The sequence below is a fragment of the Gimesia benthica genome, assembly GCF_009720525.1.
Classification (GTDB): Bacteria; Planctomycetota; Planctomycetia; order Planctomycetales; family Planctomycetaceae; genus Gimesia; species Gimesia benthica.
Window position 1 is genome coordinate 780679 of record NZ_CP043930.1, and the last position, 26508, is coordinate 807186.

At 53.2% G+C, this 26508-nt stretch carries 19 protein-coding genes; 9 read left to right on the top strand and 10 right to left on the bottom strand.

Going from position 1 to position 26508, the window contains the following annotated elements; all coding sequences use genetic code 11:
- The first annotated feature begins 201 nt into the window (after positions 1-201).
- The 3 genes from F1728_RS03115 to F1728_RS03125 all read left to right on the top strand — a co-directional run bounded on the left by F1728_RS03115 (position 202) and on the right by F1728_RS03125 (position 5238).
- The gene (locus tag F1728_RS03115; RefSeq protein WP_155362854.1) at positions 202-1215 is read left to right on the top strand and encodes an aspartate-semialdehyde dehydrogenase; all 1014 of its coding nucleotides are present in this window, start codon (positions 202-204) and stop codon (positions 1213-1215) included.
- 90 nt (positions 1216-1305) lie between these two features.
- The gene (gene lysA, locus F1728_RS03120; RefSeq protein ID WP_145039834.1) at positions 1306-2577 is read left to right on the top strand and encodes a diaminopimelate decarboxylase; all 1272 of its coding nucleotides are present in this window, start codon (positions 1306-1308) and stop codon (positions 2575-2577) included.
- Between the two features lie 417 nt (positions 2578-2994).
- Positions 2995-5238, top strand: coding sequence for a HEAT repeat domain-containing protein (locus F1728_RS03125; protein WP_155362855.1), 2244 nt, complete (start codon positions 2995-2997; stop codon positions 5236-5238).
- An 85-nt stretch (positions 5239-5323) separates the two neighbouring features.
- On the opposite strand, the gene F1728_RS03130 is transcribed toward F1728_RS03125, so the two are convergent.
- Both F1728_RS03130 and nagB read right to left on the bottom strand, forming a co-directional pair.
- Positions 5324-6694, bottom strand: a complete 1371-nt coding sequence (locus F1728_RS03130; protein WP_194242662.1) for a TlpA disulfide reductase family protein — start codon at positions 6692-6694, stop codon at positions 5324-5326.
- A 261-nt stretch (positions 6695-6955) separates the two neighbouring features.
- Positions 6956-8854 carry a glucosamine-6-phosphate deaminase gene (gene nagB, locus F1728_RS03135; protein WP_155362857.1) on the bottom strand — a complete coding sequence of 633 codons (1899 nt, stop codon included), beginning with the start codon at positions 8852-8854 and terminating at the stop codon, positions 6956-6958.
- Positions 8855-9068: 214 nt separating this feature from the next.
- Here nagB and F1728_RS03140 point away from each other — a divergent pair, with 214 nt between their 5' ends.
- Entirely contained in the window at positions 9069-9836 is a 768-nt protein-coding gene (locus F1728_RS03140; RefSeq protein WP_145039822.1) for a PIG-L deacetylase family protein, read from the top strand.
- A gap of 39 nt (positions 9837-9875) precedes the next feature.
- Positions 9876-10043: a hypothetical protein gene (locus tag F1728_RS03145; RefSeq protein ID WP_155362858.1), complete on the top strand. Its 168-nt coding sequence runs from the start codon at positions 9876-9878 to the stop codon at positions 10041-10043.
- Between the two features lie 63 nt (positions 10044-10106).
- Here the strand turns inward: F1728_RS03145 and F1728_RS03150 are convergent, their stop codons facing one another.
- From F1728_RS03150 to F1728_RS03170, 5 genes are all read right to left on the bottom strand, one after another.
- Positions 10107-11477, bottom strand: a complete 1371-nt coding sequence (locus F1728_RS03150; protein WP_155362859.1) for an MFS transporter — start codon at positions 11475-11477, stop codon at positions 10107-10109.
- A gap of 28 nt (positions 11478-11505) precedes the next feature.
- On the bottom strand, positions 11506-12420 hold the full coding sequence (locus F1728_RS03155) for a dihydrodipicolinate synthase family protein (protein ID WP_155362860.1): 915 nt from the start codon (positions 12418-12420) through the stop codon (positions 11506-11508).
- A 63-nt stretch (positions 12421-12483) separates the two neighbouring features.
- Entirely contained in the window at positions 12484-13869 is a 1386-nt protein-coding gene (locus F1728_RS03160) for an alkaline ceramidase (protein ID WP_155362861.1), read from the bottom strand.
- A gap of 69 nt (positions 13870-13938) precedes the next feature.
- Positions 13939-15117, bottom strand: a complete 1179-nt coding sequence (locus F1728_RS03165) for an enolase C-terminal domain-like protein (protein ID WP_155362862.1) — start codon at positions 15115-15117, stop codon at positions 13939-13941.
- Positions 15118-15286: 169 nt separating this feature from the next.
- Positions 15287-16555, bottom strand: coding sequence for a tetratricopeptide repeat protein (locus F1728_RS03170; RefSeq protein ID WP_155362863.1), 1269 nt, complete (start codon positions 16553-16555; stop codon positions 15287-15289).
- A 238-nt stretch (positions 16556-16793) separates the two neighbouring features.
- Between F1728_RS03170 and F1728_RS03175 the strand changes: the two genes are divergently transcribed.
- Together F1728_RS03175 and hisD are read left to right on the top strand one after the other, a co-directional pair.
- Positions 16794-18035 carry a serine hydroxymethyltransferase gene (locus tag F1728_RS03175; protein WP_155362864.1) on the top strand — a complete coding sequence of 414 codons (1242 nt, stop codon included), beginning with the start codon at positions 16794-16796 and terminating at the stop codon, positions 18033-18035.
- An 18-nt stretch (positions 18036-18053) separates the two neighbouring features.
- Positions 18054-19430 (top strand): histidinol dehydrogenase, encoded by a 1377-nt coding sequence (gene hisD / locus F1728_RS03180; RefSeq protein ID WP_155362865.1) that lies wholly within the window; start codon positions 18054-18056, stop codon positions 19428-19430.
- A 589-nt stretch (positions 19431-20019) separates the two neighbouring features.
- Here the strand turns inward: hisD and F1728_RS03185 are convergent.
- Positions 20020-20229: a hypothetical protein gene (locus tag F1728_RS03185; RefSeq protein WP_155362866.1), complete on the bottom strand. Its 210-nt coding sequence runs from the start codon at positions 20227-20229 to the stop codon at positions 20020-20022.
- Positions 20230-20821: 592 nt separating this feature from the next.
- Between F1728_RS03185 and F1728_RS03190 the strand changes: the two genes are divergently transcribed.
- Together F1728_RS03190 and F1728_RS03195 are read left to right on the top strand one after the other, a co-directional pair.
- Entirely contained in the window at positions 20822-21649 is an 828-nt protein-coding gene (locus F1728_RS03190; RefSeq protein ID WP_155362867.1) for a DNA-methyltransferase, read from the top strand.
- A gap of 956 nt (positions 21650-22605) precedes the next feature.
- Positions 22606-22926 (top strand): hypothetical protein, encoded by a 321-nt coding sequence (locus tag F1728_RS03195; RefSeq protein ID WP_145039794.1) that lies wholly within the window; start codon positions 22606-22608, stop codon positions 22924-22926.
- A gap of 137 nt (positions 22927-23063) precedes the next feature.
- Here F1728_RS03195 and F1728_RS03200 read toward each other — a convergent pair whose 3' ends face one another.
- Positions 23064-24422: a DNA double-strand break repair nuclease NurA gene (locus F1728_RS03200; protein WP_155362868.1), complete on the bottom strand. Its 1359-nt coding sequence runs from the start codon at positions 24420-24422 to the stop codon at positions 23064-23066.
- A gap of 8 nt (positions 24423-24430) precedes the next feature.
- The gene (locus F1728_RS03205) at positions 24431-26485 is read right to left on the bottom strand and encodes an ATP-binding protein (protein ID WP_155362869.1); all 2055 of its coding nucleotides are present in this window, start codon (positions 26483-26485) and stop codon (positions 24431-24433) included.
- Between the last annotated feature and the right edge of the window lie 23 nt (positions 26486-26508).

Sequence of the window (26508 nt, forward strand, 5' to 3'; positions counted from 1 at the left end):
ATCCGAAACAGATTCCCCGTTGCGGGCTTCGACCAATCTACGGTCGATGAACCCACGCAACCTGCTGCCTGTCACAGCTGAGGGAGTCATGGTATAACGTACGCAAGCTGAAATTACTCTTATCGTACGATTCCTGCTGAGTATTGACTTAAAGTGAATCAGCAAAAAGACTTTTAACCTTTTTATTCTCTGGAGATTAAAGTGTTTGATACTGTCGCCATCATTGGTGCCACCGGTGCCGTCGGGCACATCATGCGGAAACTGCTGGAAGACCGGAACTTCCAGGCGAAACAATTTCGATTTCTGGCTTCGGCCCGCTCCGCAGGCAAAACACTCGAATTTCAGGGAAAAACATACACTCTGGAAGAACTGACCAAAGATTCTTTTGAGGGAGTCGAGCTGGTCATCGCGTCTACCCCGGATGATGTTGCCGCCGAATTTCTGCCCTCTGCAGTCGAAGCCGGCGCGATCGTCATCGATGAATCGGGTTACTGGCGGATGAAGCCGGAAGTGGCGCTTGTCGTTCCGGAAATCAATCCCGAAGCGGCCCTGGAAGCAAAAGGGATTATCGCCAGCCCCAACTGTTCGACCACTCAGATGGTCATGGCCCTGAAGCCGCTGCACGATGCTTCTCCTGTGAAACGGGTAATCGTCAGCACATACCAGGCGACCAGTGGAGCAGGGGTTGCCGGCACCAGCGATCTGCTGGAAGGTTCACGCGCCTATCTGGATGAAAAAGACTACGAATATCAGGTCTTTCCTCACCCAATCGCCTTCAATGCGATCCCTCAGATCGGCAGCGAAAAGGAAGACGGCTACACCAGCGAAGAAATGAAGATGGTCTACGAAACCCGTAAAATCCTTGGTGATGAATCCATCCAGGTCAATCCAACCTGTGTCCGGATTCCCGTTGCCAACTGTCACAGCGAAACCATTACGGTCGAAACCGAACGCCCGATTTCACCAGAAGAAGCCCGCAAGCTCTTCTCTGAATTCCCCGGAATCACCGTAGTAGACGACCTGCAGAAACTGGAATACCCGCTCCCCTCGAATTGTGATGGAAGCGATGAAGTCTTTATCGGACGGATCCGCCGCGATATTTCGAATCCGAACGGGCTCTCATTCTGGTGCGTCAGCGATAACCTGCGTAAGGGGGCCGCCACCAATGCGGTTCAAATCGCAGAACTGCTGGCGAAACACAAAGCCTGCACCTAAGCAGGCTTTCGCCACCTGTTTCGTCTTCGCTGCTTCGCGCGTTGATTTTCTTTCTGTTTACGATGATTTTAGCCTCGTGAAAGTTACGCAATGACCGCCTTTCATTACCAAAACGATGAACTGTTCTGTGAAAATGTCCCTGTTGCCCAACTGGCAGAAGAATTTGGAACTCCGCTCTGGATCTACTCCAAATCAGCTTTCCTGGGACGGTTAAAAGAGATTCAGGATGCGTTCGCCGAAGTCGATCCGGTCATCTGCTACTCCGTCAAAGCGAATGGCAACCTGAGCATTCTCAAGACCATGAACGACGCCGGCAGCAGTTTCGACGTCGTTTCCGGTGGGGAACTGTTCCGGGTAAAACAGGCTGGTGCAGACACGACACGTGTGGTCTTCGCGGGAGTTGGTAAGACGGACGAAGAAATCCGCCAGGCTCTCCAAGCCGATATTCTGATGTTCGATGTTGAGAGTGAAGCCGAACTGGATGCGATCGCTGCCATCGCGGGAGAGTTGGGCTGCGTCGGTCGGGTCGCACTGCGTCTCAACCCTGATATCGATGCGAAAACACACCACAAAACCACGACCGGTAAAAAGGGCAACAAGTTCGGTATGGACATCGAACGGGCCACCGAACTGGCAGATAAGGTTCTCAAAGATGATCGTCTCGAGCTGACCGGCATCCATATGCACCTTGGTTCGCCGATCCTTTCGACCGATCCGTATGCCAAAGCGGTTAAAAAGGGAGCTGAAGTCATTCAGCAGCTGCGGGATAAAGGCCATAACACCAACTGGATGAATCTGGGTGGTGGTTTTGGGATCAGCTACAAAACGGATGAAGGCCCTTCCGCACAGACTTATGCCGACGTGATCGTTCCTACAATCAAGGAGATCGGCTGTCGTCTGGCTCTGGAACCCGGACGTTTCATCGCCGGAAACTCAGGCATCCTGGTCAGCCAGATCGTCTTCACCAAGCGGGAAGGGGGCAAGTTGTTCTATATCCAGGATGGCGGCATGACCGATCTCGTCCGCCCCGCGATGTATGACTCCTATCATCGCGTCTGGCCCGTCAAACCCAAGGTGCCCATGCCCTTTGACTGTGAAGGCGAAATCGCAGGCTGCGAGCCTGCAGACGTCGTGGGTCCGGTTTGCGAGTCCTGCGATTATTTCGCCAAAGATCGCTATCTGCCTCCCATGGAACGGGGCGACTATCTCTGCATGTTCAGCGCGGGTGCGTATGGTTCTGTGATGAGCAGCAACTACAATGCCCGCCCCCGTAGTGCAGAAATACTGGTGGATGGCAGCGACTATCAGGTTATTCGCCGTCGCGAAACCTACGAAGAGCTGATCGCGCTCGAACAGGCTTAAGCTTCAAATGGGTTCCCCGACTCAACTTCCCAATCTGTTCAGAAGACCAGATTCCGGTGGTCGGGTTATAACAGTTATCGGGTTCATGCCTGCTTTGCTGCGCTGAGAGCAGGAAAGCAGGGGGGCTCCGCTTCCTTCGATTGAACCGTTATCGCCGTCAGAAACGATGATACTTGATACAGAAGCTGCCGTGGAGAATATGTCCATACGAATACCAGACAACAGATTTCTGTGAAGAGTCTATTGAAATAATTGAATTATGTTGTTTTGGGTAAGGTGATAAGAATAGTATATTAAAACTGTTACTATCATCTCGCTGAGAGATATTCTATCTATCAGTTCGACAGTGCCTGCTCAGGCTCTGTCTCGATAGCCGCCATGAATAGCCGACAACCACGACGACACGGAGTCGACTGAATGTCTTTAAATAACCGGATCCTGGCATTAATTGCTCTGGTATTTCTCTGCGCTTTGAGTACGCCTTCTTCCGTCTGGTCTCAAGAACCACCACCGGCCACAACTCCTGAAACAACAACGGCTACCGGCCTGACTGCCGATGATCTGCTGCTCTCCAAGCCTGAGACCCCCGAACAGCTGATGCAGGCTGTGGTGCAGCTGACAGACCTGGGGCATGCGGCTTCCGCCAAAGCGTATCTGGACCAGTTGCTGAAAGGCAATCCAGACGATGAACTGATCCTGAAGCTCCGTGACAAGTACGGTCCTGCTGCTTTTCTCCGCCTGGCTAATAACAAGAAACTGCAACCCGAGTCGATCACCCTGTTAAAGAAAATGGAATCCGCCTTCAGGGCGTATGCCACAGATCCCTCCCGGATTAACTCTCTGATCGATGCACTTTCGGGAACGCCTACGGAACGGGACATTGCCATCATTCAGCTCAAATCGGCTGGTGAGATTGTTGCTCCTCCAATTCTCAAGCAACTGAGCCAGAGCCAGGACCCGGCACGAAATGACGAACTGACATTTGCCCTGACTCAGCTTGGTGATCCTGTCGTTCCGCCACTGATTGCAGCCCTGCGGGCACCACAGGAGAAAATTCGTAAAATCGCAGCAGACGTTCTCGGCGATCTTGCCCGACCGACTGATGCCCTCTACCTCTGGAATCCCGCTTTTTCCCAGAGCCAGCCGCAAAGCGTTCAAGTGGCGGCCCGCTTGGCACTGGCCAAGATCCTGGGTAAGAACCCCCGCAAGACCTATGAGCTGAATCGCCATGAAGCGCAGCTTGTACTGAAAAATGCGGCCCTCAACCTGTACCAGAAACATGAAGCGAAATCAGAAACCCAGTCCATCTGGGTCTGGGACAATGCGGCTCAGACGGTCGTCAAGAAGGAACTCCCCGCCCAGGAAGTCAACCTGATTGAAGGACTCCGACTGGCCAAAGAAGCTCTGGAAATGTCTCCGGACAAACAGGACGTACAAACACTCTATCTGGCAATGGCGCTCGCCCTTGAAGCATACCAGGTTGGCTGGAATCAGCCATTACCCGAAGGCCCCGGCACGACCTTCAACCTGGCCCTGCTTTCCGGTCCCTCTGCAGTCAGCCGTGTGCTGGCCCTGGCGATGAAACAGGGGCATACTCCCAGTGCTCTCGCCGCCCTCAAGGCTCTGGGTCAGATCGGTTCGCGCACACTGCTGCACGAACAGCTCGACAAGCACTCATCTCTGATCGCCGCCCTGAATTACCCCGATCGACGGGTACAGTTTGCCGCTGCTACAGCGATTCTGCAGCTTGACCCGGCAAAACCTTTCCCGGGAGCCAACCGCGTAATCAGCATCCTGACCCGCGCTCTGCGGGGCGAGGGCACACAGGCTGCGATCGTGGTCGACAGCAGCATTCCCCGGGGACAGACCATGGCGGGTGTGTTCCACGAGCTGGGATATGAAACCACGCCAGTTCAAACAGGCATGGCCGGTTTCAAAGCCGCCACCGATCGCATGGATGTCGAATTCATCGCGCTGGAATATAACATTGCACGCTGGGGGCTCTCTCAAACCATCGCCAACTTGAGAGCCGATTCCCGGACTGCAAATATCCCAATCATCATCTATGGCCCGCTACGCCTGCAGAACAAGATTGAATACTCGACACGCTATTATCCGCTGGTCAAGTATATGGTCGAATCAGAAAACACAGACGATATCGGCTCACAACTCAAGCCGTTTCTGGAGGGACTGAAAACCCCCGAACTCACCGGCGAACTTCGCTCCGAGTACCGGGCGGCAGCCTTGTACTGGCTGTCACACATCGCTTCCAGCCAGCGAACGAACATTTATGATCTGAAACAGGCTGAGCAGCCTCTGCTGGACCTGGTTTCCGACCGCAGTCTGGCATCGAACGCCCTGATCACACTGGGTGGAATCCCCACCCGCACGGCACAGGAAGACCTGGTGCAGGTGATTACGACTCCGACCTTTGAAGCAGACGTGCGTGAAATCTCCGCATTACAGCTGGCGTTCCATATCCAGAAGTTTGGACTGATGATCGATACCATGCAGATCTCGGCACTGCAGAAAGCCTACCAGGCAGCCAAAGATCCCAAGTTGAATACTGCACTGGCATCGGTGATGGGAACCCTCATGCCGGATAGCAAAGTGGTCGGCGAGCGGCTTCAGAAGTTCCAGCCTGCTGGTGCACTGCCTTAAGCGAGGCTTTTGCGACATCCGTAAAAAAACTCCGCAGGCTTTAACGAGCCTGCGGAGTTTTGTGTTTTAATAAGCTTGAGAGATGCTACTGGGCACTCGCCTGTGTTTTCTTTCTCAGCAGTGATCGCAGAGGTTCTTCCAGCAGTTTCACATCGGAAGTAACCACTTCGGTAATCCCCGTGTGATCCACCAGCATCATCATTGGCACACTACGTACGCCGTAGTGCAGTGCGGCCGGGTTGTTCCAGCCCCGCTTGTCACGAGCTGAGTAGAAGATCTGACGCCAGTCGAGTGGTGACTTCTCCTGGAAAGCATCGATGGCTGGTTCCTCCAGGTCCAGGTTGACGCCTACGATTTCAAAACCGTATTTGCGGTACTTCTTGGAGAGGGCCTGGATCTCAGGCAGCTGTTCAATAAAGGGTTTGGCAGTTGTCGACCAGAACACGACCAGCACCACGCTCCCTTTGTAATCGTCGATGGAGACATAACCACCTTCAATGGTCTCTCCGGCCAGCTGAATCGGCTGTCCTTTCAGCTTCAGACGACGAGACAGTCCGGCGACCTGTGCGGTCTCATTGCTTTTGGGGAACCTGGTTTCCAGATCGAGACAGCAGTCCAGGGCTGACTGATTCAAACCGTACAGCTGACAGGTTTCTGCAGCGGCCTGCAACATCTGTGGTGCCCGGATATTTTCCTGGGGAAAACGGGTGGCGAACAGACGAGCCTGCTTGACGAACTCTTCAATCCAGCGCGGGTCCTGCTGCGCAAAACGCTGTGCACTGGTATTCGCAAATTTCGCGACGGTGAAGCCAGCTTCCGCAGCGGAAGGAGAATTCGGATCGCGTTTATAAAGAGACTCGGAATGATCATACAGAGCGTCGATACTTTCCTGATCTCCCTGCAATGCCATCTGTAAATGGGCATCCAGCAGATGTCGGATACAGACGGTAAACAACCGCTGTTTTTCTTTGTCAGCGTGTGTCTGCTTTACAGCTTCCATCGCCAGTTGAATGATTTTCTGATTGCGGGCGGCACGGGCCTGCTTCAGTTCTTCAACGTTGTCAGTTTTCGGCAGGGCCAGTACACGCAGACGCGTGATCTCGCGTACGTTCCATTCGGCGGAACCTTCCTTCAGCTCGGAAATCTTGACTTCCTCATCGGCCAGTGACTCATCGTCACCATCCAGATCGTCCATATCGCGTTTATCACGTTCCAGGCTTGCCGTCTGAATCGCATTTGCATTTGGCTTGAGTGCAGGACCGGTTTGTGAAACCTGAGTGATTTTGGCACTCGGCGTTTTCTGGAGAGGTTTTGCATCGGCCGGAGCCGCTTCCAGCTTGCCGTCCAGTTTATTGTCCGCCGTCTGTGGAGCAGGGGAATCTCCGCCACCACAACCAAATTGAGTCAGCGATAACAGGCCCGCTGCTATCATCATGATACCGTGTCGATGCCTCATGATCTGGGGCTCTCCTTCCTTTGAGAGTCGGTAGTATCTGTCGAACCGGGGACGGGGTATTTCGGATTCAGAACTGAGCCGTTCCCTCGGCATTATCGAAAGTCAAAACACTGAATGGGGCGTGTTTTACGACAAAATCCACTTTGAAGGCAAGACGAAGGTGGAAAAAATTACAATCCACGTCCGTTTTAAAGCAGGTTTCCTGTCAGCAATCCCTTTCCAGGGAGCAGCTGTCAAACTCGCCTTCCTGCGCAGACTGCCTTAGAGCTCACCGTGATACTGCTTGAATGCTTCAATCGCAAAGTATTCGGGCAGGCCCAGCTGATTGTAAATCTTTGCCGTATTGCGGGTTCGGTCCTCAGCACGCACCCAGAATTCACGTTTATCGCTTCCCGGGTAAAAAGCACTGTCCTTCTGTGACTCATGCTTGAAGATCGCTTCCCGTTTTCGCAGGACGACTTCAGGACTCAGCGGAACAGCTCGCTCAATTTCGTGCGGTTCGTACTCTTCCCAGGCACCACGGTACATCCAGAATTCGGGAGTGATTTCTTCAGACTTAACCACATCCACGGCATTGATCACCGCTTCGGCACAGACGCGGTGCGTACCATGCGGATCGGACAGGTCTCCAGCCACATAAATCTGGTGCGGCCGTACTTCGCGTAACAGATCGGCGACGATCGCAATGTCATCTTCGCCAATCGGCTTCTTAGAAACTTGTCCCGTGTTGTAGAAGGGAAGGTCCAGGAAACGCAGATGTTCTTCCGGTACTCCGGCTGCCTGGGCGCCCGCAGTCGCCTCTGTTTTGCGGATCAGTCCTTTGATTCCCAGCATCTCGGCATTATCCAGGTCACCCGCATTCTTGCTGGCGATGCTCTCTTTCAAGGCTTCGATGTGGGACAGAACCTTGGTGTCATCGGCATGGAACAGTTTGTGGAATTCATGCACGAAATCCAGGTGCCGCAAAGCATCGTGATCGAATACGGCGATATTTCCACTGGTCATGTAGGCGATATAAACTTCATGCCCCTGATCAGCCAGCGTGATTAAAGTCCCGCCCATCGAAATCACATCATCGTCCGGATGGGGGCTGAAGACGATCACCCGCTGGGGCTCGGTCCCCGCAGGCCGGGTGCAGATGCCTTCCAGGAGTCCGTCGAATACCCGTTGACGAATCTGAGCCACGGAACCGTACTTGTGGATCAGCTGGTGCAGGTGGTTGTGCAGGAAATCGTCAGTTTCCAGTTTCAGAAGAGGCTTGCCAACTTCGTTGGAGAGCCAGATGACGGCTTTCTTCTCCAATTGGGAGTTCCACTCAATATTTCCGACGATCCAGGGAGTTTTCACCGCAGTCAATTCAGCGGCTGCGGCACTATCGACCGCGAATAAAGAATTAGCATGTGTCTGCAGGAAGCTGGCGGAAACCTCATCAGTGACTTCCATTTCCGCGGCCCGCTTGACCACCGACGCCTTATGCTCTCCCAGCGCCATGATGATAATCTTCTTAGCCGAGAGAATACTTCCGACCCCCATCGTAATCGCATGATGGGGCACGTTGTCTTCGCCAAAGAAGCCGCTGGCGGCATCGCGACGGGTAATTGGATCGAGGTTGACCAGTCGCGTCAGACTGTTTCGCGCACTTCCCGGCTCGTTGAACCCGATATGACCGGAGCGACCAATACCCAGTAGTTGTAGGTCCAGACCACCGTAACTCTCGATCAGACGCTCATACTCTTCACAGAAAATGTCTACGTCTTCAGCGGCAATATCACCACGGGGGATATGAATATTTTCCTGTTTCACATTCACATGATCGAAGAAATTCTCATGCATGAACTTGTGATAGCTGTGGATCGAGTCCGGATCCATGGGCCAGTATTCATCCAGGTTGAACGTGATCACGTTCGAGAAATCCAGGCCTTCTTCGTTATGCATCCGGATCAGTTCGCGATAGACGCCCAACGGAGTCGAACCGGTCGGTAGTCCCAGGACCGCTGGGATATTCTGTTCATTCTTTTTGCGAACCAGATCCGCAACAACAGAGGCTACAAACTTCGCCAGATCGGAAGAGGTCTCGAAAATCTGAGTAGGGACTTTCGTGTGCCTGACAAATTTGGATTTCGGTGTGATGCGTGCAGAGCGTGAGATATCAGTGGCCATCAGACAATATTGATCCGTTAAGAAAAGAACTCCAGATGCAAGTTGCTAACTGAATCACGATAAAGCTTCGCGCCAGCCGGGACAACTCAAAAAATATAGTCACACGAACACTAGCCCCGTATACGTGCTTTTTTAATCAATGTTTATTATAACTATCTCCACGAAAAGCTCACTACCAATTGTTAGACCTAAATACAGAGAGAAAGAAATTTTCATGGCAAATCAGGCAGAATCTCTGCGAATTCTTGCGATTCACGCCCATCCAGACGATATCGAAATCCAGTGTGCGGGTACTTTGGCCCGGCTGAAAAACCTGGGATGTCATATTACCATGGCCACCATGACCGCCGGCGATTGTGGCAGTGCAGAAATGGGACCGGTTGAAATTGCCAACGTCCGTCGAGCCGAAGCCCAGAAAGCAGCTGACATGCTCGGGGCAGACTACATGTGCCTCGAATTTCGGGACCTCGCGATCATTGTCGACAACGAATCCCGCCGGCGGGTCACTGAAGCAGTGCGCAAAGCCCGGCCGGACATCGTCTTAACGGCTCCCCCAGTCGACTACATGAGCGATCACGAAATGACCAGTCGTCTCGTGCGAGATGCCTGTTTTGGTGCGTCAGCGCCCAACTACACCACTCACGAAATTCAGCCGGCTCCGCCCACGGAAAAAATTCCGCATCTGTATTATGTTGATCCGATCGAAGGTTGCGATTATTTTGGTAACCCGATCGAACCACAGTTTATCATCGATATTTCTGAAACTTTTGATCTTAAGATTAAAATGCTGGCCTGTCACGAAAGCCAGCGGGCCTGGTTAAGAAAACAGCATGGCCTGGACGAATATCTTGATGGCACCGAGCGTTGGTCCGCTTCCCGTGGCGAACAGATCGGTGTAAAATACGGCGAAGCCTTCGTACAACACTGCGGCCATCCATACCCTCACAGCAACCTGCTCAAGGAACTGCTGGAGAGTAAATAACCAACCTCACTCACTCCATTCAACAGTAAAGCTGACAAGATGAACGAACCCGCTAAACAGGAACTGCCTTACACCGAGTCAGAAATCGAAACCATGGCTTCGGAAGACGCCAAAGCAGGGCGTTTTCTCACCAAGATGATGGTCTTCACCTTCTGCTACACCATCTTCGTCGGTGCCTATGTCATCTACTGGAGTCTGCAGAACTGACTGGCAGATGCCTCCGCAGGAGAACCAACTCGCTCTGATCGGTGTTGCCGGTCAGAGTTTTTTTTACGTCTGTGCTGCTTCCCGTTTTTCTTTAAATACGGTTCCATTCGGATTGAGCAGCATCCAGCACAACGCGGCACTCACATAAATGCCCGCCATCAGAATCAGCACTGATTCATACCGGCCCGCATCAAACATCGCCCCTACCACAACCGGGAGCAGGGCGGCTCCCAGATTGCCCATCATATTCATCATCCCGAAGATCGGCGCCACATGCTGGCCCCCTTTATCGATCGTCACCGTGTAACCGCAGGCGCCCCCCAGCCCCGCGAAGAACATACTGATCGAAATCAGTGTCATCGCCAGATTCATCTCTTTCACAAAATAGGCACACAGCGTACACAGCCCGCAGCCCAGCATGGCGACTATCGCGACTCCCTGCCGACTCCAGCGACGGCTCCCGGTTCGTTGCAGCACCAGATCCACCACGATCCCCCCCAGAAAATTCCCCACCACGAACGTCAGCAGCGGAAGACTGGTCAAAATGCCGGAAGAGGCCAGGCTGATATCCCGCGCCTTCTGCAGATAGACGGGAAACCACGTCATATAGAAAATATTCCCTGCCGCCCGGAAAAACTGCTGCCCACAGATCATCCACATCGAAAAGCTGGTCAGGATCTGCCCCCAGGGTGTCGGATCGGCGTGTGTTTCCTTTGGAACCGATTTCGTCTCTTCTGTTGGCGTCTCCGGCTCATCCCCGCGAATGAGATGCAACTCGGCCGGATTCACCGCCGGGTGATCTTCAGGACGATCACGGAACCAGTAGTAAAACACGACCGCCCACATAAAGCTCGGCACCGCGCAGAGATACATAATCGTCCGCCAGGAAACCCCGGGTATATCAATGCCTCCAACATGAATCCCCGCCAGCAGCAAACCGATGCTGAATGCACCAAAGGCACTGCCGATTGACATGAAACTGCCCAGCAGACCACTGGCCAGACCGCGTCGGGCATGGGGCAACCACTTCGAAATCGTACTAGCACAACAGGGAAAGATCCCCGCCTGCGAAATCCCAAAGATCAACCGCACGCCAATCAGCATCCAGAACCCGGTTACCATTCCGGTCAGCGCCGTTGCAATTGACCACAGGACGGCAAACGCGGTCAGCGATCGTCGCGTTCCCCACACATGGGCAATCCAGCCACTCGGAATCTGTGACAGCGCGTAGCTCCAGAAAAAGGCACTCATCACCCAGCCCATCTGCGTCTGAGTGATATCAAGCTCTTCCTGGATCAGTTTGGCGGGCACCGAAATCGCATTCCGGCTGATGTAAGCCACCGCTGCCACCAGACACAATAGTGTCAGTACCATAAAGCGGGCACGCGTCGGTGTTCCATACGAAGTCAGTTTCGGCTCATCCTGATCAGTCACAGAGATCGTCCCTCTCGGCTGGAGTGTCTTACTCGTCTGCTAACGCCTGCATCAATAGATCAAACAGTCGATCCACTTCCGCCTGTGTTTCTTCATCCAGATCCCACGCATGCGGCGTGCAGCGCTGCGCCGAAGTAAAGATTCCCCGCTTCACCAGCAGGTATTTCTCAATCGCCAGAAACCCATCGAGCCCCGCCTGTAACTGCAGCGCCACCAGCGCACTGATCGGAAACGAAATCCGATACGTCGCCCGGTCATCTCCGGCCCGCAGCGCATTCCACAGCGCCACGATCCCATCCAGCAGATCCACCCCCGGCATCGTCCCCGTAATTCCCCGCCGATACGCGTCCACCAGCAGGATTCCGCCCGAACCGTCATAGATCAATGCCTGCCCTGCGGTCGCATCGCGGAGTGCCGACAGGTTCGGACCAATGGGAGACGCTTCCGGCTTGAACCGGATTTTTTCCGCTCCGAACTCATCCAGCAGTCGACGATAAAAGTCGATGGAAATCGCGTTCCCCACATAAGAAGACGCATCCTGTACAATCAGGGGCAGGGCACACTCGCGTGCGATCGTCGCGAAATAATCCCACAGCGCCGCTTCTGGAATCGCCGTCGTCACCGGGGGGATCGCCATCACCGCGTCGCAGCCTTCCTCTTCAGCCTGTCGTGCATAGACCAGTGCCTGACGCGTGCTCTCCGCTCCCACGCTGGCGACGACCACGCCGCGTCCTTTTGACAGTTCTGCCATCAGCCGCGTGAGTTCCCCGCGCTCCTCATAGGTCAGACGCAGTACCTCCGAAACCATCGCCCCACAGACACCGTCTGCTCCCACTTCATAACACCAGTCGATCTCCCGCGCCAAAGCGTCCCGATCGATCGTCTCATCCTCCAGGAGCGGCGTATGCAGTACCGGCAGCACTCCTCGAATCATTCCGGCCATGGATCTGTTCTTTCTGCTAAGTCTGTCAGTTTCAAATTTTCAGGTCGCGTCTCTTATCGTCGCTCAGTCCTGGATGATCTCTTCAATCGCCTCGGTCATCCCCGCGATCAACTTTTCCAGTCCGCCTCGGGCAAACGGCGTCTGCCACACCTGGTACAGATCCAGGTCATACAGTTCCTCCGGAGTCAGGTAACCGGTCGTTCCATTGATCAGGTTCAGACAGACAATCGTCCGCTCGGGAAACCGCTCTCGCAACGTTCGTTGCAGAATCGAATACGCTTCGGTCGGGCTTCCTACCAATATCGTATCCCCCATTCGCCAGACCCAGATCGGCAGCTCTAAAGTATCGCCGTCTCCGATCCCGCGACGAATATTCCGCCTGCGCCTGAGACGTTCCTCCAGCGCCCGGTCCGTACATGCCTGTCGCTGCTGCTCCAGTTCATCCGCGGTCGGCCAGTCTTTGATCTGCATCTCCACGGTGACTTTCTTCCGTTTCAACAGACTCACCGGCGTCACCAGGGCATGCTTCCACACCGCCAGCGGTGCGCCTGATTCCATTACGCCCTTGTAAGCCAGACGCGTGCCTGGAGGATCCATGTTCTCCAGCGTTGCCAGTGCCGCATACGCGAGTTGTCTCCCGTGACGATCCGCCACCGTAGGATCGCCCACGTACTGATACCGCGGCGCGAGCTCTCCCGATGCCCCCTGCATGAACAGGGCAGGGACCCCCAACGTCTTCTGAATCGTCTCGCGCATCGCACCGGGATAATCGGGCGAGATCGCCGTGTTCTCCCACGCCAGCGTCGTCGGATGACAGGCGTAATTCACGATCACCGCCTGCAGCCCGCCCTCCAGATCGCTGATTCGTCCGACCACCAGCGTATCGTCAGCGGGCTCATCAGGATTCCAGCCGCAGATCAATCGCTCCCCGTCCGGGTCGGACAGATCCCGCATCCCCGCCAGTTCGCAGCGTCCGGTCTTCCATTCCACCACCGCCTCGGTCGCGTTTTTCATCGCCTGCAGCGTGACCTTGACCGACGCTTCGTAGACCTGCTCCAGGAACTCCGCCAGCATGTCACTCGCCGGCAGATCGGGATCGGGGTCCGTCAACGGAGGCGACGCATGCGTGTGCGTGACGCCGAAGATCAGCGAAGCCTCATCCAGTTTGAGCGCCTCCAGCAACCTTGACTGAAACCGGCGAAACGTCGGCAGCGAGCGCCACCATCCCAGGTCCCCATCCAGAAACACCGCCGGCTGCTGAGAATCGGTTTCGCAGAGTACCAGCGCGTTCAATGTCAGTTTGCGATGGATCCAGTCCGCCACGTCGTGTTTCGCGGCTCCCCAGTTCCGGGCATAGATCCCCACCGGCGGGGTGATGTCCACCGTCGCCACTCCGATCCGTCCCCGAAAGAACGCCTCTGTTTTCGCTGCTAAAGCTCGTTCATTCATCTTCGCCTCTGCTTTCCGATGGAGCGCTGCTGCCAGTTTGAATCGTCCGCTGTGTTGACCTGCTTTGGCTTACCAGTCGCCGATGGCCCCGTCCTGGTAGAAGACCCGCTGCACCGTCTCCTGTTCGAACGGATGCTTTTTGACCTCTTCCTCGTTGATCGAAATCCCCAGGCCCGGCTTAGTGTTCGGCTTCACCGTTCGCGTCGCAGGATCAATCTCGAAACCTTCCTCGACCACATCCTGACGCCAGGGTACGTCCTCGTGCACCGACTCACAGATGATGTAGCTCGGCTGCGAAAATCCAAACTCCAGCGAAGCCGCCGTACTCACCGGCCCCTGTGGATTATGTGGCGCCAACGCAATTCGGTGCGCGTCTGCCAGCGCTGCGATCCGCCGCGCTTCCGTGAACCCGCCACAATGAGTCAGGTCCAGCTGACAGATCTCGCAGCCCCGCTTTTCGAACAGATCCCGGAACGCCGCCAGATGCGTCAAACGCTCTCCCGTCGCGATCGGCGTCGTCACCGCGGCGTTGATCCGCGCCAGGCTCTCGATCGATTCCGGCCAGCACGGCTCTTCGAAGAAATACAGTCCATACGGGTCCAGTGCCTGCGCGAACTGTAGCCCCATCGCCGGTGAAGGGCGGGCATGGCAGTCCACCATGATGTCGATCTCGTCTCCCACCGCTTCCCGCATCGCTGCAACGCAGTCATCAGCCGCTTTGACAGGCTTCAGACCTTCAATCGGCATCGTGGGAGGCACCGCCATCGACTTGAACGCCGTGAACCCGTCCGCGACCGCCTGCTGCGCCAGCTCTGCGAACTGGGCCGCGTTGTCGGTCGACGTCTGGTAGAACGACTCCATATTGCCGCCCCCCAGATGACAGTACAGCCGGATGTAATCCCGCACCGGGCCGCCCCACAACTGATGACAGGGCACGCCGTGAATCTTCCCCAGGATGTCCCACAGCGCCAGATCGATACCGGCAATCGCCGTCGACCGCGTGACGCCACTCCCGTGCCAGAAGTGCTGGCGCCACATCATCTGCCACAGATATTCCACCCGCCGGGGATCTTCGCCGATCAACAGCTGGGACAGATCCTCGATCGTCCCCACGATCCCCCGCGTGTGCCACTCCAGTGTCGCTTCACCCCAGCCGAACAGTCCAGGCTGATCGGTGATCACTTTCACAAACACCCAGTTTCTCATCCGGGCGTGACACACCAGTGTCTCGATGCGTTCGATTTTCATCCGGTTCGGTTTCCCATCTGCAGAAGTTTTATTTTGGCGTCAAAATAACAACATACTCTGCGGGCGACCGGGAAGCAAGCCAGAGGACTCCCGAACCAGACACGATTTTCCCGATCGGCGCAGCAGCGACAAGTCCAGTCTGTACTGTCGTTTCGCTATCGCAGCCGCGTCAGGGGAACGTCAGGTCCTCATCGTCGTCTTCGAATTCCTCCAGCCGCTGCCGGGCCATATCCGCCCAGGGGCCCATTTCGTCGAATTCGAGATAAATCTTCCAGTGGGGCACCGCCTCTTCCACGCGGTTCAACTGGTGCAACACTTCCGCAGTATGCAGATGCGCATCGGGATAGTCGGGGTGAACCTGCAGCGCGATCTCAAACGCCTGCAGCGCCGCTTCGGGATCGCCCAGCTCGTTATGCAGACAACCCAGCTGAGTCCACGCTTCGATGTAATCGTGATCCCATTCCACCGCCGCGTAATATCGCTCGAGCGCGCCCTCCGTATTTCCCTTCAGATAGAGCGCCTCGGCCAGATGCAGATGCGTTTCCGGCACATCGGGTTGCCCCAGCAGTGACAGTCGGAACGCCTCGATCGCAGGCTTCGCTTCTCCCGCGTCCAGGTACTGGCAGCCCTCCTGAAACCATTCTTCCGCACTCCGATCCTTCACTTCGGGCGTCTTCAGGTGCTCGGTGAACTCAATCGTCCCCTCGAACTCCTCTTCGCCCGCCAGCTCGGGAACTTCGGTCTCTTCCGTACCAAAGTCAAACACCCGCTGTCCCTGTTTCGGATCGATCAGACCCCGCTCATCTTTCAGCAGCAGCTGGGCGTCCTGTGAAAGCAGCGTCAGCTGCGAGAGCGGGGCATCGATCTCGTTGAAGACCTTCCCTAGGTGTTGCAGGCTTTCTTCCAGTTCCCGCGGATGCACGCCCGATTCCAGCAGCTGCGACAGTCTCCGCACACTCGCGACTTCCTGGAAGGAAAAGTAGGGCAGTCGGAAAATCTTCCGCACCGGCTTGATCAGTCCCTGGCGTTCCCATCTGCGGATGGTCCCCACCGGAATATTCAGCATCTGCGTCAGCATCGCGGGCGTGTAAAGCTGATCCATATTCACGCCGGGATCGCGGAGCTCAATCAGCGCCAGCCAGTCCGATTCTTTAATGATCCGAATCGGCGTCCCTTCCTGAATCAGTTCCTGCGCCTGGCTCAGATTGACGGAAGGCGAACCATCTGCTTCCAGCGGCCAGCCTTCTTCACCCACCACCAGCAGCGTCGTCTGACGGCTCACATGCTGGGCCGCCTGACCGCCGTGCTGCTCGACGAACTCCCACGCCTTATGGTGTGTCATGGAGGCGAGCGTACCGGTAAAAACCACGCGTTCTCCCTGCAGCGCCGGCGAGCCCTGCAGCAGTTGATCAGGTTGTTCTTCTTCTGTCTCAGCCATAGTCTCTGTAATACAGAATTTCTTCATAAATATCGAGAAAAAAGGGGGTTATCAGATGCGAGTTTCAAAATATCATACCCCTAGCAGGTAAACTTTCCTTGAGGATACTGATACGCGAATCCGTTGGGTAGCTTTCAGGCCGATCCTTCATTATAAGGGAGCAAAATAAGTCTTTTTCCTGCTCAGGGTACTGTTTGTACCCCGAATTTTGACAATACATCCATGGGAGTTGATTGGAATGTCCGTGCTCGAGTCGAATGACCCCGAAATCTGGAACCTGATTCAGGCTGAAGCCAAACGTCAGAAAGACGGTCTGGAACTCATCGCCTCTGAAAATTACACCAGTGCTTCGATCATGGAAGCAGCCGGCTCGATCCTGACGAACAAATACGCTGAAGGCCTCCCCGGACGCCGTTACTACGGCGGTTGTGAAAACGTCGACGTCATCGAAAACATCGCCCGTGACCGGGCCTGCAGCCTCTTCGGAGCTGAATACGCCAACGTCCAGCCGCACTCCGGTTCCCAGGCCAACATGTCCGTCTACTTCACTGTCCTCAAACCAGGTGACACCTTCCTGGCGATGGACCTCGCACACGGCGGTCACCTCACCCACGGCATGAGCCTCAACTTCTCTGGTTCGCTCTACAATCCCGTCCCTTACGGCGTACGGGAAGACAATCACCAGATCGACTACGATCAGGTCGCCAAGCTGGCCCGCGAACACAAACCCAAAATGATCATCGCCGGTGCCTCCGCGTACCCCCGCGAAATCGATCACCCCAAGTTCGCGGAAATCGCCGCAGAAGTTGGAGCCGTCCTGATGGTCGACATGGCCCACTATTCCGGCCTCGTCGCTGGTGGCGTGCACAACAACCCGGTTGAAGTCGCCGACTTCGTTACTTCCACCACCCACAAAACACTCCGTGGTCCCCGGTCCGGCTTCGTCCTCATGAAGAAGAAGTACGCCAAAGACCTCAACCGCGAAGTCTTCCCGGGTATCCAGGGGGGGCCGCTGGAGCACGTTATCGCCGGTAAAGCTGTCTGCTTCAAAGAAGCCGCTACCGACGACTTCAAAGCCTACGCCCGGCAGATCGTCGCCAACGCGAAGACCCTCGCCGATGCCCTGATGGCCGGCGGTATCAAGCTCGCGTCCGGCGGAACCGACAACCACCTGATGCTCTGCGACGTCACCGCCATCGGCCTCGCCGGTAAGATCGCTGAAGATGCCCTCGACAAGGCCGGCATCACCGTCAATAAAAACATGATCCCCTACGATCAACGCAAGCCCCTCGATCCCAGCGGGATTCGCATCGGGACCGCCGCACTCACCACGCGCGGCATGAAAGAAGACGAGATGAAGAAGGTCGGTGCCTGGATTCTCAAAGTCCTCGGCGCCCCCGAAGACGAAGCGACCATCAGTGCCGTCAAAGGGGAAATCGAGGAATTCGCTCAGAACTTCCCCGTGCCCGGCATCGCGTAACAGACAGAACTCTGACTCATGACACAGCACAGCGATCTTGATATCACGACCATCGACTGCACCCGCGACGATGCCACCGCACTCTTCAGCGAACTCCGTGAGAAGCTGAGCCCCCGCGGCAACGTCGTCTCCGAAGCCGGTCGTCAGCGGACCATCGAACTGTTCGGCGAACCTCTCTCTCCGCAGGAGGTCGTCGAACGGATCTGTAACGATGTCCGCGACAAAGGCCTCGACGCACTCCTCGATTACTCGGAAAAGCTCGATCGCAAGCAGCTCACCCCCGAGACCATGCGTGTCTCGGCTGAGGAACTCCAGGAAGCCCACGCCAAGGCCGACCCCGAGTACCTCGCCACGCTGCGCCGCATTCGTGACAACATCATCGAGTTCCAGTCGGCTCTGCTGCCGGACGACGTCAAAGTCCTCCGCGAGGCAGGGGAGTCCCGTGTCGAACTCCGCCAGCGGTACCTCCCCCTCAAACGGGTCGGTGTCTGCATTCCCGGCGGCGCAGCCGCGTATCCTTCGACCCTGCTGATGACCGCGGTCCCCGCACAGACCGCAGGCGTGAAAGAGATCGTCGTCGTCGTGCCTCCCACCGATTTCGGGGGCTACAACACCGACATCCTCGCCGCCTGTCAGGAACTCGGCATCACCGAAATCTACCGTGTCGGCGGCGCCCAGGCGGTAGCCGCCCTCGCGTACGGCGTGGAAGGCATTGAACGCGTCGACAAAATCGTCGGTCCCGGCAACCTGTTCGTGGCCCTCGCCAAGCGTCACGTCTTTGGTGAAGTCGATATCGACAGCATCGCCGGCCCCAGTGAAGTCATCGTCCTCGCCGACGAAACCGCCAACCCCGAGTTTGTCGCCAGCGATCTCATTTCGCAGGCCGAGCACAGCCCCGGGTCCGGCGTCCTCATCACCTGGCACGCACCGCTGATCGAAGCCGTCCGCACCGCGCTGATCAACCAGCTCAATGAACTCCCGCGCGGCGACCTCGCCCGCCAGAGTCTGCTCGATTACGGCGCGCTGATCCTCGCCCGCGACGAAGACGAAGCCGCCCGCTATACCGACCTGCTGGCCCCCGAGCACCTGCACATCTCGACCGCCGACCCCGATCAACAGCTCGCCAAAATTCAGAACGCCGGTGCCATCTTCATGGGACATTATACTCCCGTCGCGACCGGCGACTACTACGCCGGCCCGTCGCACGTGCTCCCCACCGGAGGCACCGCCCGCTTCGCCAACGGCCTCTGTTCGATCGACTTCCTCAAACGCTCCTCGGTGATCTACTACAACCAGGAGGGACTGCAGGGAGACGCCCCCGGCATCACGCTGCTCGCCGAAAAGGAAGGCCTCACCGCCCACGCCGCCAGCGTCACGATCCGCCTCAAGGACTGAAGCGTTTTCACCTGAAGACCCGGAACTGAAAACCGCTGCGCACTGCACAAACTGGACTGGAACCGCTCCCGCCGATCCGTATGTTGTTTGAAATCTGGCTCGCGCGCGAGACACCTGCCTGAGCACCGGCACAAGCTTCACCAGTGCCTTAACCCCACCTGAACAGCCACCGCTTTTCACCACGTCTGCACCTGATCGCAACGCACCAGTGCCCGATGTTCCCCGGACACAGCCGGACAGATTCCGGCCGGACCGAGACAAATTCCAGGCCACACCAGGACAAAATCCGGCCACATCAGGACAAAATTTTGTCTTGACTCCCCCACGCCCATCCAGAAGATAACCCCAAATCATGAGCGGCACGGCGCTAGCCGCCGGTAACAACCAAAGCATCAGTAACAATTCCCATCCATGAAAACCAACCAATCCCCAATACGCTCCAACCCCAGCGCAACAAACCGCGGGGGTGCCACAGTTGGCTCGCCCAACTGTGCCCCAACAAACCAGCAACCAAAAAGACCGGGTGGGCCCGAATATAATTCGGGCCGAGCGCAGCGAGCAGGAAACCAACAGTGCAGAGGAAGGATCCTTAAACAGCATTCAATACAATTAATGTAGGGTGCGGACCCACGTGTCCGCCCGCCTCGCGACTCCCCACCAGTTCATTCCCCCCAATGGCACAACAGAGCCGCCCACCAACCCTGGGCAGCAAGGCCCCAGCCGCCGGTAAAAAACCAACCCAGCCATCATACAGATCGGCACAAAGCAGGGGAGCTGAAAACAAACCACCAGCCAGCATCCATCCACCTGTAAAAAACCAAACCAGCCCCGGTCGTCCACAAAAACCAACCCCAGCCAGCGAACCAGAATTCTGACACACCAACAGCAGAACAGAAATGAGCCGCAGGGCATTAGCTGCGGTTGAAACGACAGAGGTCTGCACCACCCAAATCAAGAATCCCCCCGACCGCAGGTAACCCCAAAACACCAGGGTGGGCCCGAATGCAATTCGGGCCGAGCGCAGCGAGCAGGAAACCAACAGTGCAGACAAGAGATCCACAACCCGCCCCCAATTCAAATCAATGCAGGGTGCGACCCACATTCAACGTAGGGGCAACCCTGTGTGGTTGCCCGCCTCGCGACATTCCACCAGCTCCTCCCCCCAATGGCACAACAGAGCACCCACCAACCCTGAGCGGCAAGGCGCTAGCCGCCGGTAAAAAACCAACCCAGCCATCATACAGATCGGCACAGAGCAGAGGAGCTGAAAATTTAGAAGTTGTCTGACTGATTCCCTTATGCAGAATACAACTCCCATTTTTTCTCGAACGGAGAAACAGACAGGGATCTCAACACAAACAAATTTTTCTTTGCACTAAGGACCGGCAAGGATGACGCGGAAAAAGACAGCTGCCAAAAAACATCTTCAATTGGATTCAGTCAAGAAACGACTGGGAAAACCTTTTTTTGAATCAAAGGGTATCGCCATTTATCACGGTGACACACTGGAGTTGAGCTCGCAACTACCAGCAAACACTTTCGATGCCCTGATTACGGATCCACCTTATTGTTCGGGGGCACCAGGCAGTGCGGTAATGGCAGACCCTTCCCAAAAGTATTGTCAGAGTGGAAAAACTCTCGGTCGCCCCTCCTTTGGTGGTGACTTCCGTGATCAAAGATCCTTCAAATATTGGTCTTTACTTTGGATTGCTCAAGCATTCAATGCCTGTAAAGAGTCGGCATACGGCCTGGTTTTCACTGACTGGCGACAACTGGCCACAATGACCGATGCCCTTCAGGCAGGTGGTTTCTGTTTTAAAGGCCTGATCAGTTGGGACAAGGGTGGAGGAGCCAGGGCACCGCATAAGGGATACTTTCGACATCAGTGCGAATATATTCCCTGGGGAACGAAAGGCAAAGTACCTCGACTGATTGATCGGGGACCATTTGCTGGTTCATATTCGATCAGAGTAAGTCAGCCCGACAAACATCATATGACAGGAAAGCCAACACAATTGATGCAACAGCTGGTACAGTGTGTCCCACCTGGCGGACTGACATTCGATCCGTTTTGTGGATCAGGAACAACTCTGGTCGCCTCTGCTCTGGAAGGACGATCTGCAATCGGCTTTGAAGTTTCTGAGCAGTATTGTGAAATTGCTGCTCAAAGAGTCAAAGCTGCACAGCATGGTAAGCCATTGCACTTTCAAAAAACCTGAAAGACCTGTCATTTAAGACCACTCAATTTCAGATATGACTTCACCGCCAACCCCAGCCAACGAACAAAGATTCTGACACAACAACAGCAAAACAGAAATGAGCCGCAGGGCGTTAGCCCCGGTTGAAACGACAGAGTTCTACACCACCCAAATCAAGAATCACCACCTGGCCTCAATTCAAAGTAGGGTGCGGCCCCATGTGTCCGCCCGCCTGGCGACATCCCACTAGTTCCCGTCCCCAATGGCACCACAGATCCCCCACCAACCCTGAGCGGCAAGGCGCTAGCCGCCGGTAAAAAACCAACCCAGCCATCATACAGATCGGCACAAAGCAGGGGAGCTGAAAACAAACCACCAGCCAGCATCCATCCACCTGCAAATACCCCAACCAGTCCAGGTCGTCCACAAAAACCAACCCCAGCCAACGAACCAAAATTCTGTCACACCAACAGCACAACAGAAATTAGCCGCAGGGCATTAGCCCCGGTTGAAACGACAGAGGTATGCACCGCCCAAATCAAGAATCACCACCCGACCGAAGGTAACCCCAAAACCCCAGGGTGGGCCCGAATGCAATTCGGGCCGAGCGCAGCGAGCAGGAAACCAACAGTGCAGACAAGCGATCCACAACCAAGCCCCAATGCAATGTAGGGGCAACCCTGTGTGGTTGCCCGCCGCGCGACATCCCACCAGCTCAACCCCCATTGGCACAACAGAGCACCCACCAACCCTGAGCGGCAACGCCCCAGCCGCCGGTAACAACCAAATCACCAGCCAAAACACCCCACCACGCAAAACCCGTCACCCAGAACAAAATCAGCCCCAACCAAACCAGGCAGGGGCCCCCAGAAACCCAAACCCCGGCACAATCCCTCACTCAACGATTCAAAAACACCAGCGGTGCTGTTACATTGAAGCAAGCAGGCAAAGCACAAGACAACAGCAGGAGCAGAACCATGTCACAACACGGGCCCTTTGAGATCTGGGTAGAACTGGAAGCCATCACAGACGGCACCTGGAAAGAGGACGTGGAAGATCAGTTCTGCAACGCGATCATCAAATTCGAAAACGGCGATCGCATCGGCCTCAACATCTGGAGCGAAGCCCGGTTCAACCGCCGCCCCACGGAGCTGTTCTGGTTCAACAACAAAGTCGCCCACGGCCCGGACCTGATCGTCAAAGAGTTCACCATCGACTCTATCAAAGCCACCCTCCGCCAGCTCATCACAGAAAACAACTGGCTCACCGGCAGAGGCTTCCCGGCTCAGGAGGATTGAGACTATTTCGATTCAAATCCGCAAATCACTATCTGAGCAGATGAAAATTATCGAGCAAAAATACATAGAAGCTGACATTCCAGAGAATGTTTTTTCAATCAAAAGAGAAATTCAATTATTAACTCGAGCTTTAACTATCATTTCATCGATTGTTTGGAAAACTTTTCTAGCAATACTTTACTTGGGTGATTCGCCAAAGAGACTAATTTATTGACAAGTGCGACAGGAACGATGGCATCATCGTACATATCACATTTCAACTTTTGAATGTTGAGTAGTACCGGTTGTAAATTCAAATAATCATCAGTCTTAGGATTTCTATTGACATCCTTATCCGTCACAGGAACCGTCAAGACTAATACCTGCCCATCATTAGAATGAAAAATCGCCTTACCTCCATAATACGATGAACTTCCGTAATGCATTGTGGATGAATCTCCGGGAATAATATACTTGTAGATATAATCATTACTTAAAAGAAGATAATTCCCTTTAGATAGTACCGGTTCACCTTCGAAACGAGAGCATATTTCGCGGGCATGCTCTACGAAAGAACCACTTTTCTCTATACCTACAAGAAATAAATTTTTGTGACGACGTAGATGATTGCAAAGAGACCTCATTAGACCATTCATATTCGCCGTCTGCCCTGAAAAACTCAGAGGCCCATCAATGATATATAGAAATTCATTCAGCAAACTAGATTGATACTCATATATGAAACGTATGAAATGGACCAATATCAACTGCTCAATTAATCTCGTTAAATACCCAAGTATTTCTCCAGCTCCTTGTTCTTCATCAACCACTTCATGAAGTCTAAATACGTCTGTCAAATATATTTTTCCATCAGGTGTATCAAAGGTAAAATCAGACTTCATATCCCGGATGCTTAAGTCTACTCGACCACTTCCTGGATTGAGATTTGGATTACTTGCCAACTCATAAACATCTCTTGATTGTGTTTCATATTGCTGGAAAACAAACCACTCAAGAGTCTCCATAAACGATGAACTATCTTGTTTCCTCATAAAAAAATCATAGATCGATTTTCTAATAGAATCTTTCAACGATGCTTCATTTTTCGAAACTATATTCTTTATAGGGATGGCAAGTTTAAATCTCTGAAGATTATGCAATTTTTGCATATCCTCGGGAAAAATGAATGGTTTAGCAGATAGGCTCTTCAAGTCTGCGGTATTGAAGAGAACGGCCCCGAATTGAAAAAAAGCAAATTGTGCACTTGGAAATTTCTTGTTGACTTCAACAGTTGTGTAGCCTCCATCAACAGAGAGTATGTACTTTATAGGGTTATCGATATTATCAGCTAATAATTCACACTGATTACTAATATCATCTTGATTGATTTCAAATGCAGCCTTCGGTAGGCGACAGTTTTGTACAAATTCCTTGATATAAGGATCTGTTATCAGCTGGGTATGATTAATCTTGGCAGCCCACTCATTAGGCCTATGGCTTCTGCTTGTACTACCCATATTTCTTTCTAGTCTTTCTTATCAGCAAGAAATTTATCGATCTGTACTGGAACAACAAAGGGATTGGTATATGTTTTCATCCGAACAAATCCCTTATCGTTGCCTGCACTGAATTTTAAAAGAGAAGCAATAAAGTCTGAGAAATCATAATACTTGCGTAATTCCCTTAACTCGTCCTCATTATTTAAATGAGCTATAAACCAGTTCTGAGTATTTTTTAAAATGTTAGAACTTATGGAGCTTACTTCCTGAGTGGCGTACACCATTCCCAAATGCAACTTTGCACCTTCCTTCGCCAACCGATTGTAAATCTGACTGAGGTCCTTATCGTCTTTTTTGGGAAATAGATTATGAGCTTCTTCAAAATAGAACTGTATAAAATTGTTTGGTCTATTACCTACAAATCTTGACATCGACTGCATAAACACTGCTTTGCATATCCTCTCCGAAAATATCGACTGAACAGTGGGAGATCCCTGCGACAGGTCGACGATTACTATTTTCCCCTCTAATAGCAACTTGGGGATTTTAATTTCAAATGAATCATCTGCCATCATGGTATGAAGTTCATGAAGCTCTTTAACCCGAATTTTCTTGTAACCACTAACAGATTCTTTTTCATTTGGTTTTTTGAAACCGGTAAGAAATGCGAGCAATGCCTTTAAATCGTCATCAGCCCATTCATGACCGTTTTTGTTTTCATATGAGGTAAAATAGCTATCGTCTTTATAATTTTTCCAGACCCATCCAAACCAAGAACATGCATCCTCAAGACTAATTCCCTTAACAGGATCTAGTCCAGCTTGGTTTACCTTTTTATTAATAGCTGCGTTGCCCGGAAAAGTTACTTTAAAATTTGCAGGTGGTTTAAAACCGGCCTTATATAAACAACACAAGTAAGCGGCACTGATCCTATCGAATCGAGTCTTTATTGAACGATCTGAAGAATAGTTTTCTGGCTTCGAAAGACTTACAGCTGCAAAATTATTTACGTAATCTCCGGTGATCTTCTTGTCTTCAAAATAACTTCTTATTAAATCAAAACCATTCTCTACTTCCCTGTAAAAATTGACTTTCATCACCTCAAAACCAGGCTTCTCCAGAACACTATATCGAATTACATTATCTGCATATAATTCATATATCGCAGTACCTTCATCTTGGAGGTTAGCATTAGCATATTCACCATTAACGTCAAAAATAATTTGCCCAACAGGGAAAGTGGGTGCACCTTGCTTTGTGAATGGCTCTTCTGCCCCGACCTTTTCTCTAATATTTTGTATGGATGCTTTGTTAGATATTTCTGCTGTAGCTTCAACAATTTTTTTTACTGTATTTGACTTGCCAGTTCTTGTCATTCCAAACGCGGCAGTTCGCTTTCCAATAAAATCTTGCGGACTTATATAAACATCAACACCTAGTTCTGAATGCTGAAATCTTCTACTAGAACTATACCGAACTGAACCTATCTTGAATTCATTTTCGTTACCAACAATGAGATCTATATCTCGTTGATTAACAATTTTTCGCAACACTTTTCCGGTTGCCTTATAAACACTATAGTTATTGGCAGAATAAAAGTTTTCTAAATCGGCACCAAACTCAACTCTATAGCTTACTCCCATTTCACCATTCGGTATTGATTGATCCTGGACTTTGTAAAATGCCCCCAAGACACGACAACTCAAACCAGAAAAACTAAACTCATATCGAGTAAAGTCATCAAGTTTACTCTCCCTCACACTACCAGCCCTGCCGCTGATATCAGAGCCATCTTTGTAATACTCAATCATTGAGCTAACAACATCATTATCTGTAGGTAGCTTTGAAGGAGTTAAGGCGCGCAACAAAACTGCCTCATCAACGCCATCTTCACCATCATAAAATGCTAGCAAGAAAGCTCCTTGGGGTATTCCTTTTACTCGATGCTTCCAAGCATCTGAAACGAGAATTTGCGCATTCTCATAATCTAAATAAAAAGGCCTACCCACAAAAAGCTCTTCTTTTCGACCTTGTTCGAAAATATCAACATCCAGAATTTCTTTTAACTTTTGCTCTAACACTAAACCTCTCCCTGACTGGTTGC

Coding starts and splice junctions, on each gene's coding strand:
- lysA (WP_145039834.1), top strand. CDS start 1,306: ATGACCGCCTTTCATTACCAAAACGATGAACTGTTCTGTGAAAATGTC.
- F1728_RS03125 (WP_155362855.1), top strand. CDS start 2,995: ATGTCTTTAAATAACCGGATCCTGGCATTAATTGCTCTGGTATTTCTC.
- F1728_RS03130 (WP_194242662.1), bottom strand. CDS start 6,694: ATGAGGCATCGACACGGTATCATGATGATAGCAGCGGGCCTGTTATCG.
- nagB (WP_155362857.1), bottom strand. CDS start 8,854: ATGGCCACTGATATCTCACGCTCTGCACGCATCACACCGAAATCCAAA.
- F1728_RS03140 (WP_145039822.1), top strand. CDS start 9,069: ATGGCAAATCAGGCAGAATCTCTGCGAATTCTTGCGATTCACGCCCAT.
- F1728_RS03145 (WP_155362858.1), top strand. CDS start 9,876: ATGAACGAACCCGCTAAACAGGAACTGCCTTACACCGAGTCAGAAATC.
- F1728_RS03155 (WP_155362860.1), bottom strand. CDS start 12,420: ATGGCCGGAATGATTCGAGGAGTGCTGCCGGTACTGCATACGCCGCTC.
- F1728_RS03160 (WP_155362861.1), bottom strand. CDS start 13,869: ATGAATGAACGAGCTTTAGCAGCGAAAACAGAGGCGTTCTTTCGGGGA.
- F1728_RS03165 (WP_155362862.1), bottom strand. CDS start 15,117: ATGAAAATCGAACGCATCGAGACACTGGTGTGTCACGCCCGGATGAGA.
- F1728_RS03170 (WP_155362863.1), bottom strand. CDS start 16,555: ATGGCTGAGACAGAAGAAGAACAACCTGATCAACTGCTGCAGGGCTCG.
- F1728_RS03175 (WP_155362864.1), top strand. CDS start 16,794: ATGTCCGTGCTCGAGTCGAATGACCCCGAAATCTGGAACCTGATTCAG.
- hisD (WP_155362865.1), top strand. CDS start 18,054: ATGACACAGCACAGCGATCTTGATATCACGACCATCGACTGCACCCGC.
- F1728_RS03185 (WP_155362866.1), bottom strand. CDS start 20,229: ATGCTGGCTGGTGGTTTGTTTTCAGCTCCCCTGCTTTGTGCCGATCTG.
- F1728_RS03190 (WP_155362867.1), top strand. CDS start 20,822: ATGACGCGGAAAAAGACAGCTGCCAAAAAACATCTTCAATTGGATTCA.
- F1728_RS03195 (WP_145039794.1), top strand. CDS start 22,606: ATGTCACAACACGGGCCCTTTGAGATCTGGGTAGAACTGGAAGCCATC.
- F1728_RS03200 (WP_155362868.1), bottom strand. CDS start 24,422: ATGGGTAGTACAAGCAGAAGCCATAGGCCTAATGAGTGGGCTGCCAAG.